The sequence below is a fragment of the Falsochrobactrum tianjinense genome (assembly GCF_019100495.1).
Taxonomy (GTDB): domain Bacteria; phylum Pseudomonadota; class Alphaproteobacteria; order Rhizobiales; family Rhizobiaceae; genus Brucella; species Brucella tianjinense.
On sequence record NZ_JAHRVA010000003.1, the window covers coordinates 113,458 to 131,741 of the forward strand.

Sequence of the window (18,284 nt, forward strand, 5' to 3'; positions counted from 1 at the left end):
GCTGATTGCAAAAACATATGTTGCAATACCACTGCAGCGCAGCATATCTGGAATTGGCCTCCTGACTGGTGAAGGTCATTGAGTTCGTTTTGGATTTAGAAATTGCTCATGCGGTGCTTGAAACCGCAGGCACTGAAATCATCTACTGGCGGCTTCCTAGGTTGAAGTTACTTTTTGTCGAGTTGCTTTTTTACCTGATCCATTCCCCTTGCGATGGCTTCCCGAGCCTCGGCATTTTGGCTCACATCTGTAATGCGCTCAGACCTGCTGCCTGGATTTGTGACAATCTGCGCCATCGAATTGACTTTCGTAGGTTTATTCCCGGTGATCGTAAGAAGCACTCTGGCATTCGGCACTGTATTCCTTTTCGATCCATAAATGAGTCGTGCTCGAACAGAATCTTTCGCTGGCCGGTCCATCACGAGTTGCGATTTGGAATCTCTAACAATGCGATAGTTCCGCGACCGAAAGGTCTTAATAATGGCCTTCTTTGTACTAGAATTGCTCGCGTTAAAAGTGAACTCGTTCGCTGGTAAATTTCCCGGTATGTTCAGACATCCCGATAAAACCAGTATTGGAACAAGCGATACAAGAGTTTTGCGCTTCATAATCCCCACCTCCTGGAATACTTAGCAATTATCTTACACGTACGGTTAGTCTTGCCAAAGCATATCAAGCAGATGCGCCGCATGACCATAGCGAGCAGTAGGATTTTTCCTTCCAGGTGATGCTTATCTATTGATTGATTTCAGGCTCAACCAGTTTTGCGAGCTTGCGCAACGAGTCCTGCCAGCCAAGATAGCAGGCTTCCGGCGGGATAATGTCCGGTACGCCTTCCTGCTCGACATGCATTTCGGTGCCGACCGACACTGCCTTCAGGCTGATCGTGACCTTCATTTCGCCCGGCAGGTTCGGATCGTCGAATCTGTCGGTGTAGACGAGGCGTTCACCGGGGACGAGTTCAAGATAGGTGCCGCCAAAAGAGTGGCCCTGGCCCGTGGTGAAATTGCGGAACGACATTTTATGATTGCCGCCGACCTTCGCGTCCAGTTCATGTACGGTGCAAAGATATCCGTATGGCGGAAGCCAGCTTGCAATCGCATCAGCTTCGATAAATGCGCGATAAAGCTTCTCCGGTTTGGTGGCAATGACACGATGCAGGCGAATAGTATTCGGCATGGGGTCCTCCTTGTAGTTCGGCCTAGGCTCGACTGACTGTCCGTGGGACGAAAGCCGTTATTCTTCGTGACGCAAGCCTGCAATATATCCTTTTTGACAGGAGTATGGAACGGTTCTTCATATTCTTTGGTCCCCGGTTCCCCGGTTCCCCGGTCCTCCGCCCAATGTCGTGCAGATATCCGCCTATTCAAAGGAGAGCTGGACCTTCATCGACTGCCTGCGATCTCCTGCGATTTCAAAGGCCGCGATGGCTTCTTCAAGCGGGTAGGTTCGGCTCAGGAGCGGTTTTACATCGACCGTGCGGCGGTTGATCATGTCGACAGCGAGGCTGAATTCCTGATGGAAGCGGAATGAACCCCGCATGTCGATTTCTTTCGATACGACCAGATTCTGCGGAATGGAAATGTCTCCGCCCAGCCCGACCTGCACCAGAGTACCGCGGGGCCGGAGTACCTCCAGCCCGGCTCGCATGGCGCGTTCATTGCCCGACGCCTCGAACATCACATCGAAATAGCCTTTATTGGCAGAATATGCGGCCAGTTGATCGGCATGCTCGGCCACATTAATGGTCCGGTCAGCACCGATTTCGCGCACTTTTGCAAGAACCGGCTCCATTACATCGGTTGCAATGATTTCCCGTGCGCCATGGGCGCGGGCAGCGATGACGACCAGCGCGCCGATTGGTCCGCAGCCGGTGACCAGAACACGCTTGTTCAGCAGCGATCCGGCGCGCGCGACCGCATGGAGCGTAACTGCCAGAGGTTCGGCAAAAGCTGTCTCATGGATGGAAATTCCATCGTCTACTTTGTGGCACTGCCAGCTTTCGGCCACCAGTCTCTGGCGAAACGCGCCTTGAATATGCGGCATCGGCATTGCACTGCCGTAAAAACGCATATTCAGGCAATGGTTTTGCATACCTTTGAGGCAATAATTGCAGGCATTGCATGGCCTGCTCGGCGACACCGCCACCCGGTCGCCAATTGCCAGACCGCTGACGGAAGCATCGAGCGCCGTGATGGTCCCGGCAACTTCATGGCCGAGTATCATCGGCTCGCGTACGCGGATCGCGCCAATGCCGCCTTCATGATAATAATGCAGATCGGAACCGCAAATGCCGCCTGCCTGAATGGCAATTTCCACCTGACCCGGCCCGATGGCTTCGGGTTCCCGGTCCTCGATCCTGAGGTCTTTTGCGGCGTGGATAACGACAGTTTTCATAGCTTCCTCCGTGATCAAACTTGCATATGTTACCGATAACATTTAAGTCAAGGATAATCATCCGGATGCTGGCGGCAACCGCTGCGCCGGACTAAACGGGAGAGATCGATGACGTTTCCGCTTTTCGACCTGACGGGCAAACTGGCCCTGATTACCGGCTCCAGCCAGGGTATTGGGCTGGCGCTTGCACAAGGTTTGGCCGAACATGGCGCGGCCGTCATCATCAATGGCCGCGATCCGGCCAAGGTTGATGCGGCAATTGCGATGCTCACGCAAAAGGGCCACACGGCCTATGCATCCGGTTTTGATGTGACCGATATGGAAGCGGTTAGAGCGGCTGTGGATGCGATTGAGCATGAACATGGGCCGATTGAAATTCTCATTAACAACGCCGGTATGCAGTTTCGTGCACCACTTGAGGATTTTCCGCAGGACAAATGGCAGCTTTTGCTCGATACCAATATTTCGAGCGTCTTCTATGTGGGGCAGGCCGTGGCTCGCCATATGATCGCGCGCAAACGCGGCAAGATTATCAATATTGCCTCGGTGCAGAGCGAATTGGCGCGCCCCTCGATTGCGCCCTATACCGCAACCAAGGGCGCTGTGCGCAATCTCACGCGCGGAATGGCGACTGATTGGGCGAGATACGGGCTACAGATCAATGCCATTGCACCGGGCTATTTCAAGACTCCGCTCAATCAGGCGCTGGTCGATAATCCTGAATTCACCGGCTGGCTCGAAAAGCGCACACCGGCAGGCCGCTGGGGCAATGTCGAAGAACTGGTGGGCGCCGCTATCTATCTGAGCGGCAATGCCTCCTCATTCGTCAATGGTCAGGTCCTGCATGTAGATGGCGGAATGACAGCCAGCGTGTAATCAAATGCAAGGGAAGGGTGGAATGAGCAAGGCTGAAACAGTTGCCGTCATTGGTGCGGGAATTATGGGAACGGCCATCGCGACGCGCTTGCTGGAAACCGGTAATATTGTCACGGTTTTCGATCTGGATAAAAGCAAGGTTGAAAATCTTGTTGCCAAAGGTGCGCACGCTGCGACCTCGCCATCGGGGGCGGCGGCACAAAGCAACTTTATCATTCTCAGTCTCAACCATGCCAATATCGTCCGCAGTGCGGTATTCGGAAAAGACGGCGTTGCGCAATCCGCCAGTGCGGAGAAACTGTTGATCGATATGTCATCGATCGACCCGGCCGATACGGTGCAGATGGCGGAGCAACTGGCTGCTGAAACCGGCATGAAATGGGTGGATTGCCCCTTGTCGGGAGGTGCGCCGCGGGCGCTTTCGGGGGAATTGACCATCATGGCTGGCGGCGAGCGGGAAGATTTCGACCACGCTTATGCGGTGATGCAACATCTGAGCGCCAATTATACGCTGATGGGACCCAGCGGAGCCGGACAGACGACCAAGCTTGTCAATCAGCTTTTTTGCGCCGTGACGTTTCAGGCGGTAGCCGAGGCCGTCAAGCTGGCCGAGGCTGGCGGCGTTGATCCGGCAGCTATTCCGCAGGCGCTGGCCGGAGGGCGTGCCGATAGCCGCATCATGCAGGAATTCATGGCAAAGTTTGCGGCACGCGATTACAGCCCGACCGGGCGCATCGATAATATGCTGAAAGATCTGGATTCGGTTCAGGCCTTTGCGATGAAAACGAAAACCCCGCTGCCAATGACCGGCCAGGTGGTGGAAATTCACCGGCTCTTGTGTGCAGCGGGGCTTGGAAACAGGGATTCCGCCGAAATGATGCGGCTCCTTGATGGTAAACCGGGCGAAAAGTAAAGATTTAAAACGCCAGTTTAAGCCACAGGCGTCACCAGTTCTTTGCCGCTGAAATGCGCAGCCAGATTGGCCAGCACCAGATCGCCCATCGCCTTGCGCGTCTGATGGGTTGCGCTGCCAATATGCGGCGTCAGGGTGACATTGGGCATGTCAAACAATTCAGCCGGAACGGTCGGCTCGTTTTCAAACACATCCAGTCCGGCACCGCCCAGTTGCCCTGCTTTGAGAGCCTGTATCAGAGCGGTTTCATCGACCAGCGAACCGCGTGCGACATTGATCAGCACACCATTGCTGCCAAGCGCTGCAAATATTTCCGCATCGACCGCATGGCGCGTCTCGCTGCTTGCAGCCGCAGCGATGATCAGCACATCGCAATTTTGCGCCAGTTCGAGCAGGTCTGGATAATAAGTATAAGCAACATCCTGTTTTGAGCGGCCTGTATAGCTAATCTGCCCGTCAAAGCCTTCCAGCCGCCGGGCAATCGCCTTGCCAATGCGTCCCAGGCCGAAAATACCATAGCGCCTGCCGGTTACGCGAGTGCCAAGTCCGATTTCAGCCTTTGGCCACTCACCCTTACGTACATGTGCATCGGCCCGCGCAATATGGCGAGCCTGCGCGATAATCAGCCCAATGGCAGTATCAGCGACATCCGCAGTCAGCACATCGGGCGTATTGGAAACATGGTAGCCACGCGTACGCGCTTTCGGCAGATCCACCTTGTCGAAGCCCACCCCATTGATGGCTACGATTTCCAGATTGGGCAGGCGATCTGCCAGATCGTTGGGAATACCAATATGCCCGCCGGTAACAACGGCTTTGATCGCATCCGAATGGCTCGTCAGAAAGCCATCCTGATCTTTGGTTTCAAACCAGCGGTGCACTTTGTAGTGCTCGTTGAGACTTGCTTCCAATGCCGGGGTCAGTGAGCAAAGCTGAAGTAATTCAATGGACATGCTATTTCTCGATTATGCTTGTTATGCAGTCTATTTGACGTCCGATTTGACGAACTGACGCAGTTCCGGCGTCTTTGGATTGGCGAAAAACTCTGAGGAAGGCCCTTCCTCCCAGATTTTTCCTTGATGCATGAAGATCGTTTGCGTTGCGACACGGCGTGCAAACGCCATTTCGTGGGTCACGAGGATCATCGTCATGCCATCACGCGCCAATTGCTCCATCACATTCAAGACTTCTTCGGTCAGTTCCGGATCAAGCGCAGAAGTCACTTCGTCAAACAGCATAACCTTGGGCTGCATGGCGAGCGATCGCGCGATGGCCACACGTTGCTGCTGCCCGCCCGAAAGCTGATCGGCATAGGCATCGAATTTTTCCGAAAGTCCGACCATATGCAGCACTTCCTCTGCCTTTTTGCGCGCCTCCGATTTGGACACATCCTTGACGATCCTGGGTGCAAGCATGATGTTTTCGCCAACGGTCAGGTGAGGAAAAAGATTGTAGCTTTGGAAGACGATGCCGACATCCTTACGTAATTTACGCAATTGCGCTGGGTCGGCCGTCACTTTGTGACCCGCAATTTCAATCTCGCCGGAATTGATTTTTTCCAGACCGTTAAGGCAACGCAGCAATGTGCTTTTACCTGAGCCCGAGCGGCCAATCAGTGCGAAGACTTCGCCACGTTCTACAGCGAGCGATATGCCCTTGAGAACTTCGATATTGCCGAAGCTCTTATGCACATTTTTGATGATGACTTCAGACATTGAGCCTCCTTTCCAGCCAGCGTGAAAGTAGCGAGAGTGGGTAACAAACCGCAAAGTAGAGAATCGCTACCACCACGAACACCCGGAATGGCTGAAACGTTGCATTGTTGATGAGTGTGCCTGCGCGAGCCAATTCGACAAAGCCGATGATCGAGGCAATCGAGGTATTCTTGACTACCTGAACGGCAAAACCGACCGTGGATGGCAGCGAGATGCGGATTGCCTGCGGCAAGATCACATAACGATATTGCTGGGCGCGCGTCATGGCGAGCGATTCTGATGCTTCCCATTGCGGCTTGGCTACCGACTGGATGCAGCCACGCCAGATCTCCGCCAGATAGCCCGATGCGTATACCGTCATTGACGCCCCGGCCGCGATCAGTGGATGCAGGTCAAACCCGGCAAGGCTCAGGCCGTAATAGGACAGAAACAGGATCATCAGAACCGGAATACCCTGAATAATCTGGATATAGGTTCCTGCCACCACGCGCAGCCATTTCATTGTCGAAACGCGGGCGAGCGCTAAAATGAAACCGACGATGCCACCACCGATCAATGTGATGACGGTCAGCAATACGGTCCATTGCAGGCCCGTAAGCAGAAACAGGAATTCGTCTGGTCCGAAGCTGCGAAAAGTCATGCTGACGCCTCCGGAATTGCTACGACCGCGCGACGGGCGACGCGACGTCCGAACAGCCAAAGCCCAATCAGGGCAAGAACCGCTCGCAAGCACAATGCCAGTCCCAGATAGATCAAGGTTACGACGATGTAGACTTCGAATGAGCGATAGCTTTGTGATTCAACGAAGGCTGCGGATGCTGCCAGCTCATTCGTTGAAATCACCGAGCAAATACTGGATGCGAGCATCATCAGCACGAACTGACTGCACAACGCCGGATAAACCTTTGCCAAGGCTGGCAGAATGATGACATGACGATAGATTTGCAGCCGCGTGAAGCCTAGGGCTTCTCCCGCCTCGATCTGGGATTTATGCACCGCCTCAATACCAGCTCGGATAATTTCCGTGGAATAGGCGGTAAGGTTGATCGTCATACCGATTAATGCTGCCGTTTCTGCGCCCACGCGCAAACCAATGGCCGGCAGGCCAAAATAGATGATGAACAACTGCACCAGAAACGGCGTATTGCGGATGATTTCGACATAAGCATTGATCAAAAAACTGACGATGCTGTTATTCATCGAGCGCAAAGAAGCAAATAAAATGCCGCCTGCGCAGCCAAGGACAATCGACATGACGGAAAGTTTAATCGTCAGCCAGATGCCTGCCAGCAGCGCATCCTGATATTGCGCGATGACACCGAACTGAAAAGTATAGGACATTTTCCGGCCTCCCGCTGAACGCCAGCGCCTGCGCGGACGAGTTGATGCAAAATGGGGAAAACCCGCCGGTGCAGACAGCACCGGCGGAAGATGGATTAGAACAAAGGCAGATCAGGCATCGGTTGACCCGTCCACTTGACGGCGATTTCATCCAGCTCGCCGGAAATTTTCATCACATAGATGGCAGTGTTCAGCCACTGATGCAGCTCGAAATCTTCAAGCTTAGTCGTCATGGAATTGCCCTGACGGAAGAAGGTAAAGCCAACTTGAAGCCCTGCATCCGGACGCTGTTTCATGATGGCTTCGCCAACGGTTGACGGCAATGCGACTGCATCAACCTGGCCGGATATCAAGGCCTGTGCCGCGGTAGAATCGTCTTCATAAACAACAATTTCAAGGCTAGGAATGGCGGCCTTGCGCAGTGCAGTCTCCTGAGTGGAGCCACGATTGACTGAAACCCGCTTACCAGCAAGATCTTCAAGGTTTGCAAACTTCTGATCTGCACCCGAAATAATATCCATATTGAAGGCATTATAAGGCTGGGTGAACATCACAGTCTTAGCACGCTCACCAGTTGGTGAAAGAGTTGCCACCAGAAAATCGACCTTGCCGGTCTGAAGCGCAGGGATACGAGCCGGCGGTGTCAGCGGAACCAGTTCAACCGGCAGATTGAGATAGGTGCCAAGCAGATTGGCCACATCAACGTCATAGCCTGATGGGTTGCCCTTTTCGTCGATCATGCCCATGGGCGGAACACCGGTCAGGACACCGATTTTGACAGAGCCGCGCTGGGTAAGCTCGTTAAGCGTAACCGCATGAGCGTCGCCCCAGCCGAACATGCCGACTGCCGCAAGTCCTAGTCCCATGGCGATGGCAGTTGTACGTATTGTCTTTAGAATATGCATGGTTCTCCTCCAGTTCTTCGTTTCCACACGATCCTCCCCGGGTGGAAACGCGATAGCATCAAGATACGCTAATACTCGTTCTCAATGAGATGTTTTCGATAACATCATGGCGTGGCATTCTCAAATTTGTAACTTCTAAACAATCCCCCGTTTCATACCCTTAATTCCAAGACGATGTGCCTAGTACATGGGCCACCCTACAGGTGTTTGAGTGCCTTACTGCGATTTGCCTCGCAAACACGGATCGCTGAAGATGCCGGATCGTAAGTTTGTCACTTGCAATAGTGCATGTTAGCGATATCATTGCAACATAAATATAGCGCCAGGGAGTGGCTTCATGCATACACGGTCAGCAATTTTTGAAGGTACGATCCATCCTGGGCGCGAAGAGGAATTTTTTCGCATTGTGAAAGAGCAATTACTTCCGGTCTGGAAACGGATGCCGAATGCGCAAGCGGTTCGGGTGATGCGGATGTTGAATACCGATCCTGGGTCGCCTGCCATCGCTATGGTGCAGGAGATCGATTATCCATCACTGGCGGCAGTGAAGGAGGCGCTTGCTTCGCCGGTACGGCTGGAGGGCCGCGTTATTACCGAGCAAATGATGGAAATGTTCGATGGCCGTTTTTACCATGTGGTTTACGAACGGCTCCCGACAAACTGACAATACGCAACTCATTTGCTACATTAACGATCCGGACGCCAATATATGACTGCCCCACCTCCGCGAAAAGCAACGATGCGCGACGTCTCCCGGCTGGCGGGCGTATCACAAATGACTGTATCGCGCGTTCTTGCCGATCCGGAGCGGGTGACGGAAACAACACGCAAGCGGGTGATGGAGGCAATTGAACAATTGGGCTATGTGCCGGATCGGGTGGCTGGCAGCCTCTCCTCACGGCGCACCAACTTTGTCACCGCAATCCTGCCGACCTTGACCAATTCCAACTTTGCCGATACGGCGCAGGGGCTGGGGGAAGCATTACGGCCAAAGGGCTATCAGCTACTTATCGGCTTTACGATGTATAAACTGGCCGAAGAAGAACGCATCATTCGTACGATGCTGGAGCGACGTCCCGATGCGATCGTGGTGGCGGGTACGGTTCATACGAAAGCAGCTACGGAAATGTTGCTTCGTGCCGCTATTCCCATCGTCGAAATATGGGGCAAACCCGACAAGCCAATCGATCATTCGGTCGGGTTTTCCAATTATGAAGTGGGTCGCGCGGCCGCTCGCTATCTTTTGTCACTTGGCCACCGGCGTATCGGTGCGCTTGGATCGAGGACAGATGCTGAAGCAATCGATTTGCGCGGCGAACGCAGGCTCGCGGGGTTTTCAGCGGCGCTACGGGAGGCGGGGGTCAGTGATGAACTGATCGTGCGGGAGGGGACCGCACCGGTTTCTCACGATCATGGCGCGCGGACAATGTCCATATTGCTGGACCGTGCGCCAGATGTGGAGGCTGTTTTCGCCGTATCGGATGTTTCAGCCTTTGGTGCTTTGATGGAATGCCATCGCCGCGGTGTTCAGGTGCCGGCACAGCTTTCATTAATGGGTTTTGGTGATTTCGATATTGCGAGCCAGACCGTTCCCGCAATAACAACAATACGTGTCGATGCAGGTGAAATTGGGGTGCGAACCGGAGAATTACTGCTCGACTTGTTTGATAAAACAGATCCGACGCAGCGAGCTATTGGTGCCTCGTGCGTCGATGTTGGTTTTAAACTTATTGAACGCCTGACAACAAGGGTAAATAAATCGCGCTCCCAAGTGCGTGGCTAAATATCGCCTGACTGTGGACTCTGGCCGTTCACTTATGAAAGCCAAATTAGCTTTCTACCGACAAAATTCCAAAAGGAACTGAAATTCTCTGTCAACAATTCCTGAACGAAGTGTGCAGATTATTCAGTGTTTCCATAAACAATATACATCGTTATCTGAAAGGAGAGAACGGAGACAACGATGATACTGAAGAACACGCCAGACAAATATGGAGCCATCGCAATTGCCTTTCACTGGACGAGTGCCCTGATTGCCATTGGCCTGTTCGCGTCAGGTCTCTGGATGACAAGCCTATCCTACTATTCCCCCTGGTATCACACCGCACCCGAGTTACATAAAGGCTTCGGCATGATCCTTGTGGGCCTGTCTCTGGCGCGCTTTACCTGGAAGAGCATTGCTGGTTCGCCAGAGGGCATTGGCAATGCTTTCGAGAAGAAAGCAGCGTCAATTATGCACATCCTCCTCTATGTCCTGCTCATCTCACTGTTTATGAGCGGATATGTTATTGCCACGGCGGACGGTCGTCCCGTTAACGTTCTTGGCCTTTTCGAATTCCCGGCTCTTTTTGCAGCCAAGGGATCTGAGGCAATCGCCGGGAAGGTTCACCTCTTCTCCGCATGGAGCCTCGCAGTGATGGTCTGCCTGCATGCGGCAGCCGCACTCAAGCATCACTTCGTCGATCGCGATGGAGTCTTTATTCGAATGCTGGGTATAGCCAGCAAGTAATCAAGGAGAATTTCTATGAAGCGTTTAGTTCTGGCCGCTCTCGCTGGCCTTGCCCTTTCGACGTCCGCACTTGCTGCCGACACCTATGTGATTGACACCGAAGGAGCACACGCCTCAATCAACTTCACGGCCCCGCATCTGGGTTTCTCTTATATCGTTGGCCGCTTCAACACGTTCGAAGGCCAGTTTATCATTGACGAAGCCAACCCGGCTAATTCCTCGATTGAAGTGAAGGTCAACACGAAGTCGATCGATACCAACATGGCTGCGCGCGACAATCACCTGCGTGCTGGCGATTTCCTCAATGCAGACAAATTCCCGGAAGCTACCTTCAAAAGCACGTCCATTACGGTAAATGGCGATAAGGAGGCCACTGTTGCGGGCGATTTCACGATCCGCGGCGTTACCTTCCCCGTTAAAATCGATGCGGAGATGGTTGGCAGCGGTACCGACCCATGGGGCAAGGAGCGGATGGGTTTCCAAGGCGAGACCTCCATCAAGCTCAGCGATTTTGGCGTAACAGGTGACTTCGCTGACCTTGAAGTGAATCTTGACCTGCATGTTGAAGGTGTGAAGCAGTAACGAATATGAATGGGGGCTTGTAGAAGTCCCCATTCAACTAATCCGTGATGGTCTTTCGAGGCTGCCTATGCCCGGTGATTTTTCGCGTCAATGCCGTCAATCATTACGAGCAATCCCGGGCCATCGAATGGGCGCTCGGAGGGGCTGGCTGGAAAGCCCACCAAAGATCATGTGCACAAAAGCATGATCCAATCTTGCTTCTTTTGTATATCAAACAGCGCAGAACAAGAAGTGTGACTGCAGGGCCCTATAAAGGCATGGTGGCTAGCTAAGGTGTGTCGCGTGACGGGAAACGAGATCAGGCGGGGCCCAGAAAGATGTGAGTTTCGGATTTGGCTATGCCTTCCATGGCTCGGATGCCGGTAACAAGCCGGTGAAACTCGTTCATGTCCGAGACTTCGATTTCCGCGATCAGATCCCATGTACCATTGGTTGTGTTTACGGCCGAGAAGCCCGGATTTTTTCGCAGCGTGGCGATCACGCTTTTTATATTACGGCCTGTCAGTTCAATCATCATGATGCCGCGAATCATTTCCGAGGTGCCGTGGTCTTTCAAACGGACGGTAAAGCCCGCGATCACGCCGGACGCGATGAGGCGCTCCATGCGGTTTTGCACCGTGCCGCGTGCGACGCCCAGTATGCTGGCCAGTGTGGGAACGGATGCACGCGCATTGACGCGCAGTTCGGAAATAAGGCGCTGGTCCAGGTCGTCCATCGATATTCCTTTGACGATTTAACCAAATGGACCGCGTTTATTGCAGATAATTGTGCTTTTTTATACAGAAATGGCGTTTTCGTTAATCTTTTTCTTCGTTAGCGTGCCTGAAAACAAACAAGCCGGATAAGCGACAATGATACCGGCAGGGGAATTTTGGAGGTGATCGATGCAAGTTCTGGCTCGTCTGGTCGTTGGTGGCCAAGGTGTTCCGTTCGGTCTTTTCAAATCGGCCCCGAGCCGTATCGATTTTCCCCAGCGGAGAGGTTGATCCAAAAATGAACCGCGCATAGCGGTACATCAAACGGGCAATGCCTGAGATTGCATTATGATCACCAAGGAGAGAACGAAATGAAAGCCTTTTTGTCTTCGCTGATTGCTGCTGGCGTCAGCACATTGTTGATGCTCGCACCGGCCAATGCCGACGATCTGGACACGGTAAAGCAGAATGGGGAACTGCGTATCGGCATGAGCGGTGTGTTCCCGCCCTTCAGCTTTGTTGATAGTGAAAACAAGGTCGTAGGCTTCGATGTCGATATCGGATCGGAGCTTGCCAAGCGCCTCGGCGTCAAGCCGGTCATCGCCACCACTGCGTTTGACGGCATCATTGCCGGGCTGCGCGCCGGCAAATTTGATGTCGTCGTTGGCTCCATGAGCATCACGCCGGAACGCGAAAAGGCCGTGGATTTCGCCGGGCCGTATTATCGCGGCGGGCGCGGTATTTTCGTGTCGGAAACCTCGTCGATCCAGTCTATGGATGAACTTCAGAAGGGCAAGACAGTCGCGGTCACTCTGGGCGAAACCAGCGATAAATGGGCTCGCGAGCAGGGCGGTTGGAATGTGCGCACCTATAAGGGCATTCCGGAACTGCTGCTGGAGCTGCGTTCGGGCCGCGTCGATGCCATCGTTTCAGACGACATTCCGATCCTGATCGCGATCAAGAACAGCGGCGAAAAGGTCCGCCAGCTCGATACGCCCGAACTTCAAGGTACCGACAATATCGGCATTGCGCTGCGCAAGGACAATCCGGAATTGAAGGACGCTATCAACAAGGCTCTCGACGATATGAAAGCCGATGGCACCTATGAGCAGATCTCGATGAAGTGGATCGGCCGCGATATTCGCTAATCCGGCTTGCAATTGGTCGGGGCGATTGATTTTGCGCCCCGACGCCTTTCCCATCCAGAGCGGTTTCGTTTAAAGGGAATCATCGGAACCGCTCTAAATCTTTGTTTTGACGCATTATCCGGATGCAAAACCACTACACACTTTTGCTGGAAATGCACTAGACAGGAACGGAGAAGAGATGGATTTCTCTTTGATGGTGGACGTGCTTCCCTATTTTTTGGAAGCTGCATGGGTCACGGTGGAAATATCTGCTCTGGCGATTGCGCTTGGCCTGATAATGGGTGCGCTTGCAACGGCTGCCAAACTGTCGCGCTTTTCAGTGCTGCGTTACATCGGTTCGGCTTATGTTAGCGTCTTTCGCGGTACGCCCTGCCTTTTGCAGCTCTTCGTGATTTACTTTGGCGGACCGCAGATCGGCATCAATCTTGAACCTTTCGCGGCGGGTGCGATCGGTCTTGGTTTGAATATCGGCGCTTATTACGCCGAAGCGATGCGCGGAGCCATTCTGACCGTTGATACAGGGCAGAACGAAGCCGCCCGCTCGATAGGTTTCAGCAGCGGCCAGTCCATGCGATTCGTGGTTCTGCCGCAAGCCGCACGTCTGATGATCCGCTCGCTCGGTGTGAACACGGTGATGCTGGTCAAGGGATCGTCGCTCGTATCGGCGATTTCCGTGATCGAACTCACCTATACGGCACAGCGCTTTATCGGCTCGACTTACAAGCCATTTGAAATTTTCGGTATCGCAGCTGCGATTTACATGGTCGTGATTTATGTGATTTCACGGTTTGTCGATCTCCTCGAAGCTCGCTATGCGTTGAAATAGGTGGACGTCATGCAACTCGATTTCTCGATCGTTCCTCCCTATGCAGAGCTTCTAATGACTGGCGTCTGGTGGACGCTCGTCATCGCGGTCCTTGCATCTGTGGTGAGCTTTTTTGGCGGCATCGCCTTTGCGCTGCTGGTTCTCTATGGCCCCCGACTGATCCAGTATCCACTGCGCTTCTTCATCTGGCTGTTCATGGGCACGCCGCTGCTGCTGCAACTCTTCCTGCTCTATTACGGCCTGTCGCAGATCGGCATCAACATCCCGGCCGTATGGACGGGTGTGATCGGGTTAGGACTGCATTTCGCGGTTTATAATTCCGATATCTTTCGCACGGCCATTCTGACCGTCGATCCGGGGCAGAATGAGGGAGCCCGTTCGCTGGGCTTCGGCCATGGCCAGACGCTGCGCTACATCATCGTGCCGCAGGCAGTGCGAAACGCCATGCCCCAGGTCGGCAACAATCTCATTGCGCTTCTGAAAGATACGGCGATCGTTTCGGTTATTGGCATAACCGAACTCGTCCACGCCTCGCAGCAAGCGATCAGCGAAACCTACAGCCCGTTTGAATTCTACATCACAGCGGCAGTGATCTTCTATCTGCTCAATCTTATCCTGGAAGCAGGACTGCGCCGGATGGAAAAGAAAGTTGAGGCCTATCGATGAGCGACAACAAACCCATGGTCGAAGTGTGCGATGTCCATAAGGCATACGGCGCGCTCGAAGTCCTCAAAGGCATCGATCTCTCCGTAAAACGCGGCCAGATCATCGCCATTATCGGGCCGAGCGGCTCCGGCAAGAGCACCTTGCTACGCTCGATCAATCATCTTGAGACGGTGAATTCGGGCCGCATCCTGCTTGACGGCATACAGGTTAATCAGCCTTTGACCGGTCGCGCATTTGAAAAGCACATCAATGGCGTTCGCCAGCAGATGGGCATGGTGTTTCAGCATTTTAACCTGTTTCCCCATCTCACTGTGATGGAAAACATTACGCTCGGGCCGGTCAAGCTGAAAGGAAAATCCCGGCGCGAAGCGGAAGAACTGGCCAATTCACTGCTTGAAAAGGTTGGGCTCTCCGACAAGGCGGCCATGTATCCGTCGCGGCTTTCAGGTGGACAGAAGCAGCGCGTGGCGATTGCGCGCGCGCTCGCCATGCAGCCAAAAGTCATGCTCTTCGATGAAGCGACATCGGCGCTCGATCCTGAACTTGTCGAAGAAGTAAACCAGGTTATGAAGCAACTCGCGCAGGAGCACATGACAATGCTGATCGTTACGCATGAAATGGGCTTTGCCGCCGAAGTGGCCGACAAGGTGCTGTTCATGGACAAGGGAGTTGTGGTCGAGGAAGGCCCCCCGGAGTTCATCTTCACCAATCCGCAGAACGAGAGAACGAGGACGTTCCTGCGCAAGCATTTGAGCCAGTAGACCGGAAAAGCAAAAAATATTCAACGCCTTGGACTTGCGCTTTACAAAAGCGCGGGAACGGGGAGCGATTATCGAGGAAATGTCATGACATCCACCAAGCAATGGAACCCGGATGAGCGGGTGCGCGAACTTTCCTATCGGATGGTCCGCTGGCCGAGCGAGACGGGAACGGCGGATGAAGCCGCCTTCGCGCCAAAGCTGGCGGAGCTTCTGCGCGAGCTTCCCTATTTCAAGGCCAATCCCGGCGATATTGCCGTCATCGACAGCCATGGTTCTCCTGTCACCAAGAACATCGTCGCCGTCGTGCGCGGGACGGGGCGGCGCACGCTCGCATTGGCGGGCCATTATGACGTGGTGGAAACCTCCAATTACCGTGATCTCAAGTATCTGGCTTTCGAGCCGGATGCGTTGCTGGAAGCCTTGCTGGCCGATCTGACCAGCCGCCCACTGGCCGCCCATGAGGAAAAAGCGCTGGCTGATTTTCAGAGCGGCGATTATCTGCCAGGGCGCGGCATGCTTGACATGAAAAGCGGCGTTGCGGCGGGTATTGCCACGTTGGAACACTTTGCGGAACAGGCCGACCGCGAGGGCAATCTGGTCCTGTTTGTAACACCGGATGAAGAGCGCGGATCGCGCGGTATGCGCAGTCTGCGCGATGCGCTGCCGGAGCTGATGGAAAAATGGGGCCTCGATATTATCGCGGGCATCAATCTCGATGCGACAAGCGATCAGGGCGACGGCTCCGAAGGCCGAGCCATCTATCGCGGCACTATCGGCAAGCAATTGCCGTTTGCTTTCATCGTCGGGCAATCCTCCCATGCTAGCTACCCATTCGAGGGTATCAGTGCGCACAGGATCGCAGCCGAGATCATGCGCGCAGTGGAAGCCAATATGATCCTTTGCGATAGGGGAGAGGGCAATGTGTCGCCACCGCCGATCTGCCTTGAAGCGCGTGATTTCCGTGGCGGTTACGAAGTGACGACGCCGGAACGCACATGGGTTGCCTTCAACTGGCTCACCCATTCGTTATCGCCCGAAGCCCTGTTTACAAGATTCGGGGAAATCGTTGGTGAGGCGCTTGAAGAGGCGATTGCACAATTCAACGCGAATGCGCAGAGCTATGCGCAGCTTACAGGCGAAAAACATTCAAGCGGCCATAAAGGCCGCGTCATGACGGTTGCGCAATTGCGCGAAACCGTGCATCGCATTGGCGGGGAAGAAGCATTGCAACGCATTGAGGCGCTGGAAGCGGAGCTTTCAAAGAGCGATAATCCCCTGCTTATCAGCCGCGAACTGGTCGATCATATGGTGGCCGAAGCGCGTGTTACCGGGCCGCTGGTAATCGTGGGATTTGGCAGTCTCGTCTATCCGCATGTCAATATGGGCAATGAAACGGCGCTTGAGCGTGGTTTCTCGACAGCCCTTGAAGATGCGCGCAAAGATATCGAAAGACGACTGGATACGACGATCAAATATCGCGAAATTTTTGCAGGCATATCTGACATGAGTTTCTTCGGCCATGTGCCTGATGCCAAGGATAGTGAGATTATTGCCGACAATACCCCGGCGGCACAATTTATCGATAAGGCAAATTCGAAGGCGCTTTCCTACCCGGTGGTCAATATCGGCCCATGGGGGCGCGAGTATCATCAGAGGCTGGAGCGCGTTTACACGCCCTATGCGTTCGGCGTGCTGCCGCAGTTTCTTGATGAAATTGCCAAACGCCTGCTGCGCAAGTAAATAGGAAACAGAGCCGCTATTGTCAGGCGACCTTGAGTGTCTCTACGGCAAGCCCGGTATCCGTCATCTTGTTATCAACGCCGTTCTCATCGAGAAACTGCTTCATCTGGGCATAGGTCTCGAACCATGCCCGGTTATATTTATCGAAGAGCGACTGGTCCCAATAATCCTCCAGATGAAAAGGCTTGTCGCTGAATACGTCATAGCTGGGGATCTTGTATGTCTCGGCAAATTCCGCTGTGCGGCTGTCATAGGTGAAGTAGATCGAGGGTACTCCATTGGCGAGGGCCATGAGATTCCCATGCAACCGATAACCGAGCACAAGTTGCTGTTTGCGTACGAGATCCTCATAATCGGCAACCACATCGGAATAGAACATGCGATGCCGGTAGAGGTTTTCAATTTCGTTATCGAAATACCAATCGGCCGTCCAGCGATGCGCCTTCAGGGCTGCAATAGCTTCTTCTTTCTGCTCAGCGGTGCCAAGCGCCAGCTTTTTCTCGTCGATCTCGCCCTGCGCCATCAGCCTCACGTCAAAACGCTGCGCCATTGTCTTGATGAGGTCGCGATGCAGGGTGAGATAGCGCTCGATATTCTGGGCATAGGCGGGTGAAACTTCCCGGCGCACTGTCACGCCGACCTGCCGTACATCTTCAAGCGGCGGTAGCTTGATCCGCAAATGCTGGTTATTGCGCCGGAATGCGGTGGGGCAACCGATGATGCGCACGTTGCGGATGCCGATATCGTTCAAAACCTGTGCTGTGTAGGCGCCGCGCACGCCGACCGATGTCGTTGAACCAGCGATCATCCGCAGGATCGCTTTTGTCTCTTCGGATAGCTCCAGTTCGCCTTGCACCGGCGCCTGTGCACCAATGCCGAACGCGATGACAGGCAATTTCAACCTTTGCAGGACAGCAATCGTATCGCGCCAGTTCATATCCTTGTTGATGTAATTGGAACCGCGCAAGATCACATAATCATAGTCCTCGCGCAGTTGGTCGATCTTTTCTGGCGAAGGGTTGGTGATCGGAAGTTCGGCTACCTTTTCGTAGTTCATGAGTTTCAGGGAAGACTCGAACACGAAAGCGTCGCCGATGTTGTGATAGTGGTTGATGCTGCCCTGCACGTCCGTGTGACGATACCAGCGGACATTGTCGTGATCGTATATTTCTCCGGCAGGGATCATGACGAGGGCGCGTGCCATACGGTC

Annotated in this window: 21 protein-coding genes; 11 read left to right on the forward strand and 10 right to left on the reverse strand. The window is 53.8% G+C overall.

What is annotated here, in order from left to right:
• Positions 1–167 precede the first annotated feature (167 nt).
• From KUG47_RS08330 to KUG47_RS08340, 3 genes are all read right to left on the reverse strand, one after another.
• A complete protein-coding gene (locus KUG47_RS08330; protein ID WP_217677507.1) occupies positions 168–608 on the reverse strand; it encodes a hypothetical protein in 441 nt (146 codons plus the stop codon).
• A gap of 127 nt (positions 609–735) precedes the next feature.
• Entirely contained in the window at positions 736–1,179 is a 444-nt protein-coding gene (locus tag KUG47_RS08335; protein WP_217677508.1) for an SRPBCC family protein, read from the reverse strand.
• A gap of 183 nt (positions 1,180–1,362) precedes the next feature.
• Positions 1,363–2,397 carry an L-idonate 5-dehydrogenase gene (locus KUG47_RS08340; RefSeq protein ID WP_217677509.1) on the reverse strand — a complete coding sequence of 345 codons (1,035 nt, stop codon included), beginning with the start codon at positions 2,395–2,397 and terminating at the stop codon, positions 1,363–1,365.
• A 108-nt stretch (positions 2,398–2,505) separates the two neighbouring features.
• On the opposite strand from KUG47_RS08340, the gene KUG47_RS08345 reads away from it, so the two are divergent.
• A complete protein-coding gene (locus KUG47_RS08345; RefSeq protein WP_217677510.1) occupies positions 2,506–3,273 on the forward strand; it encodes an SDR family oxidoreductase in 768 nt (255 codons plus the stop codon).
• A 22-nt stretch (positions 3,274–3,295) separates the two neighbouring features.
• Complete coding sequence (locus tag KUG47_RS08350; protein ID WP_217677511.1) at positions 3,296–4,186, forward strand: NAD(P)-dependent oxidoreductase; 891 nt, start codon at positions 3,296–3,298, stop codon at positions 4,184–4,186.
• Positions 4,187–4,203: 17 nt separating this feature from the next.
• Here the strand turns inward: KUG47_RS08350 and KUG47_RS08355 are convergent, their stop codons facing one another.
• The 5 genes from KUG47_RS08355 to KUG47_RS08375 form a co-directional block, all read right to left on the reverse strand.
• Positions 4,204–5,139 carry a 2-hydroxyacid dehydrogenase gene (locus KUG47_RS08355; protein WP_217677512.1) on the reverse strand — a complete coding sequence of 312 codons (936 nt, stop codon included), beginning with the start codon at positions 5,137–5,139 and terminating at the stop codon, positions 4,204–4,206.
• Between the two features lie 30 nt (positions 5,140–5,169).
• On the reverse strand, positions 5,170–5,901 hold the full coding sequence (locus tag KUG47_RS08360) for an amino acid ABC transporter ATP-binding protein (protein ID WP_217677513.1): 732 nt from the start codon (positions 5,899–5,901) through the stop codon (positions 5,170–5,172).
• Positions 5,894–6,541 (reverse strand): amino acid ABC transporter permease, encoded by a 648-nt coding sequence (locus KUG47_RS08365; protein ID WP_217677514.1) that lies wholly within the window; start codon positions 6,539–6,541, stop codon positions 5,894–5,896. Before KUG47_RS08365 ends, KUG47_RS08360 begins: the two co-directional genes overlap by 8 nt.
• The gene (locus KUG47_RS08370; RefSeq protein ID WP_217677515.1) at positions 6,538–7,242 is read right to left on the reverse strand and encodes an amino acid ABC transporter permease; all 705 of its coding nucleotides are present in this window, start codon (positions 7,240–7,242) and stop codon (positions 6,538–6,540) included. The genes KUG47_RS08365 and KUG47_RS08370 overlap by 4 nt, the downstream gene beginning before the upstream one ends.
• 95 nt (positions 7,243–7,337) lie before the next feature.
• Entirely contained in the window at positions 7,338–8,108 is a 771-nt protein-coding gene (locus KUG47_RS08375; protein WP_422718074.1) for a transporter substrate-binding domain-containing protein, read from the reverse strand.
• Positions 8,109–8,484: 376 nt separating this feature from the next.
• On the opposite strand from KUG47_RS08375, the gene KUG47_RS08380 reads away from it, so the two are divergent.
• From KUG47_RS08380 to KUG47_RS08395, 4 genes are all read left to right on the forward strand, one after another.
• Positions 8,485–8,811 (forward strand): EthD domain-containing protein, encoded by a 327-nt coding sequence (locus tag KUG47_RS08380; protein ID WP_217677517.1) that lies wholly within the window; start codon positions 8,485–8,487, stop codon positions 8,809–8,811.
• A gap of 75 nt (positions 8,812–8,886) precedes the next feature.
• Complete coding sequence (locus tag KUG47_RS08385; RefSeq protein WP_217677790.1) at positions 8,887–9,930, forward strand: LacI family DNA-binding transcriptional regulator; 1,044 nt, start codon at positions 8,887–8,889, stop codon at positions 9,928–9,930.
• Between the two features lie 180 nt (positions 9,931–10,110).
• The gene (locus KUG47_RS08390) at positions 10,111–10,656 is read left to right on the forward strand and encodes a cytochrome b (protein ID WP_217677518.1); all 546 of its coding nucleotides are present in this window, start codon (positions 10,111–10,113) and stop codon (positions 10,654–10,656) included.
• A gap of 15 nt (positions 10,657–10,671) precedes the next feature.
• The gene (locus KUG47_RS08395) at positions 10,672–11,238 is read left to right on the forward strand and encodes a YceI family protein (RefSeq protein WP_217677519.1); all 567 of its coding nucleotides are present in this window, start codon (positions 10,672–10,674) and stop codon (positions 11,236–11,238) included.
• Between the two features lie 298 nt (positions 11,239–11,536).
• Here KUG47_RS08395 and KUG47_RS08400 read toward each other — a convergent pair whose 3' ends face one another.
• Positions 11,537–11,953 carry an Lrp/AsnC family transcriptional regulator gene (locus KUG47_RS08400; RefSeq protein ID WP_217677520.1) on the reverse strand — a complete coding sequence of 139 codons (417 nt, stop codon included), beginning with the start codon at positions 11,951–11,953 and terminating at the stop codon, positions 11,537–11,539.
• 351 nt (positions 11,954–12,304) lie between these two features.
• Here KUG47_RS08400 and KUG47_RS08405 point away from each other — a divergent pair, with 351 nt between their 5' ends.
• The 5 genes from KUG47_RS08405 (at position 12,305) to KUG47_RS08425 (ending at position 17,074) form a co-directional block, all read left to right on the forward strand.
• Entirely contained in the window at positions 12,305–13,081 is a 777-nt protein-coding gene (locus tag KUG47_RS08405; protein ID WP_217677521.1) for an ABC transporter substrate-binding protein, read from the forward strand.
• Positions 13,082–13,259: 178 nt separating this feature from the next.
• Complete coding sequence (locus KUG47_RS08410) at positions 13,260–13,907, forward strand: amino acid ABC transporter permease (protein ID WP_217677522.1); 648 nt, start codon at positions 13,260–13,262, stop codon at positions 13,905–13,907.
• A 9-nt stretch (positions 13,908–13,916) separates the two neighbouring features.
• A complete protein-coding gene (locus KUG47_RS08415) occupies positions 13,917–14,573 on the forward strand; it encodes an amino acid ABC transporter permease (protein ID WP_217677523.1) in 657 nt (218 codons plus the stop codon).
• On the forward strand, positions 14,570–15,334 hold the full coding sequence (locus tag KUG47_RS08420) for an amino acid ABC transporter ATP-binding protein (RefSeq protein WP_305855227.1): 765 nt from the start codon (positions 14,570–14,572) through the stop codon (positions 15,332–15,334). Before KUG47_RS08415 ends, KUG47_RS08420 begins: the two co-directional genes overlap by 4 nt.
• Before the next feature lie 84 nt (positions 15,335–15,418).
• On the forward strand, positions 15,419–17,074 hold the full coding sequence (locus tag KUG47_RS08425; RefSeq protein ID WP_217677524.1) for a M20/M25/M40 family metallo-hydrolase: 1,656 nt from the start codon (positions 15,419–15,421) through the stop codon (positions 17,072–17,074).
• A 22-nt stretch (positions 17,075–17,096) separates the two neighbouring features.
• On the opposite strand, the gene KUG47_RS08430 is transcribed toward KUG47_RS08425, so the two are convergent.
• Entirely contained in the window at positions 17,097–18,278 is a 1,182-nt protein-coding gene (locus KUG47_RS08430; protein ID WP_217677525.1) for a polysaccharide pyruvyl transferase family protein, read from the reverse strand.
• Positions 18,279–18,284: the final 6 nt, after the last annotated feature.

Excerpts from the sequence above, each read along its gene's own strand:
- KUG47_RS08330 (WP_217677507.1), bottom strand. The coding sequence starts at position 608 with ATGAAGCGCAAAACTCTTGTATCGCTTGTTCCAATACTGGTTTTATCG.
- KUG47_RS08335 (WP_217677508.1), bottom strand. The coding sequence starts at position 1,179 with ATGCCGAATACTATTCGCCTGCATCGTGTCATTGCCACCAAACCGGAG.
- KUG47_RS08340 (WP_217677509.1), bottom strand. The coding sequence starts at position 2,397 with ATGAAAACTGTCGTTATCCACGCCGCAAAAGACCTCAGGATCGAGGAC.
- KUG47_RS08345 (WP_217677510.1), top strand. The coding sequence starts at position 2,506 with ATGACGTTTCCGCTTTTCGACCTGACGGGCAAACTGGCCCTGATTACC.
- KUG47_RS08350 (WP_217677511.1), top strand. The coding sequence starts at position 3,296 with ATGAGCAAGGCTGAAACAGTTGCCGTCATTGGTGCGGGAATTATGGGA.
- KUG47_RS08355 (WP_217677512.1), bottom strand. The coding sequence starts at position 5,139 with ATGTCCATTGAATTACTTCAGCTTTGCTCACTGACCCCGGCATTGGAA.
- KUG47_RS08360 (WP_217677513.1), bottom strand. The coding sequence starts at position 5,901 with ATGTCTGAAGTCATCATCAAAAATGTGCATAAGAGCTTCGGCAATATC.
- KUG47_RS08365 (WP_217677514.1), bottom strand. The coding sequence starts at position 6,541 with ATGACTTTTCGCAGCTTCGGACCAGACGAATTCCTGTTTCTGCTTACG.
- KUG47_RS08370 (WP_217677515.1), bottom strand. The coding sequence starts at position 7,242 with ATGTCCTATACTTTTCAGTTCGGTGTCATCGCGCAATATCAGGATGCG.
- KUG47_RS08375 (WP_422718074.1), bottom strand. The coding sequence starts at position 8,108 with ATGGGACTAGGACTTGCGGCAGTCGGCATGTTCGGCTGGGGCGACGCT.
- KUG47_RS08380 (WP_217677517.1), top strand. The coding sequence starts at position 8,485 with ATGCATACACGGTCAGCAATTTTTGAAGGTACGATCCATCCTGGGCGC.
- KUG47_RS08385 (WP_217677790.1), top strand. The coding sequence starts at position 8,887 with ATGCGCGACGTCTCCCGGCTGGCGGGCGTATCACAAATGACTGTATCG.
- KUG47_RS08390 (WP_217677518.1), top strand. The coding sequence starts at position 10,111 with ATGATACTGAAGAACACGCCAGACAAATATGGAGCCATCGCAATTGCC.
- KUG47_RS08395 (WP_217677519.1), top strand. The coding sequence starts at position 10,672 with ATGAAGCGTTTAGTTCTGGCCGCTCTCGCTGGCCTTGCCCTTTCGACG.
- KUG47_RS08400 (WP_217677520.1), bottom strand. The coding sequence starts at position 11,953 with ATGGACGACCTGGACCAGCGCCTTATTTCCGAACTGCGCGTCAATGCG.
- KUG47_RS08405 (WP_217677521.1), top strand. The coding sequence starts at position 12,305 with ATGAAAGCCTTTTTGTCTTCGCTGATTGCTGCTGGCGTCAGCACATTG.
- KUG47_RS08410 (WP_217677522.1), top strand. The coding sequence starts at position 13,260 with ATGGATTTCTCTTTGATGGTGGACGTGCTTCCCTATTTTTTGGAAGCT.
- KUG47_RS08415 (WP_217677523.1), top strand. The coding sequence starts at position 13,917 with ATGCAACTCGATTTCTCGATCGTTCCTCCCTATGCAGAGCTTCTAATG.
- KUG47_RS08420 (WP_305855227.1), top strand. The coding sequence starts at position 14,570 with ATGAGCGACAACAAACCCATGGTCGAAGTGTGCGATGTCCATAAGGCA.
- KUG47_RS08425 (WP_217677524.1), top strand. The coding sequence starts at position 15,419 with ATGACATCCACCAAGCAATGGAACCCGGATGAGCGGGTGCGCGAACTT.
- KUG47_RS08430 (WP_217677525.1), bottom strand. The coding sequence starts at position 18,278 with ATGGCACGCGCCCTCGTCATGATCCCTGCCGGAGAAATATACGATCAC.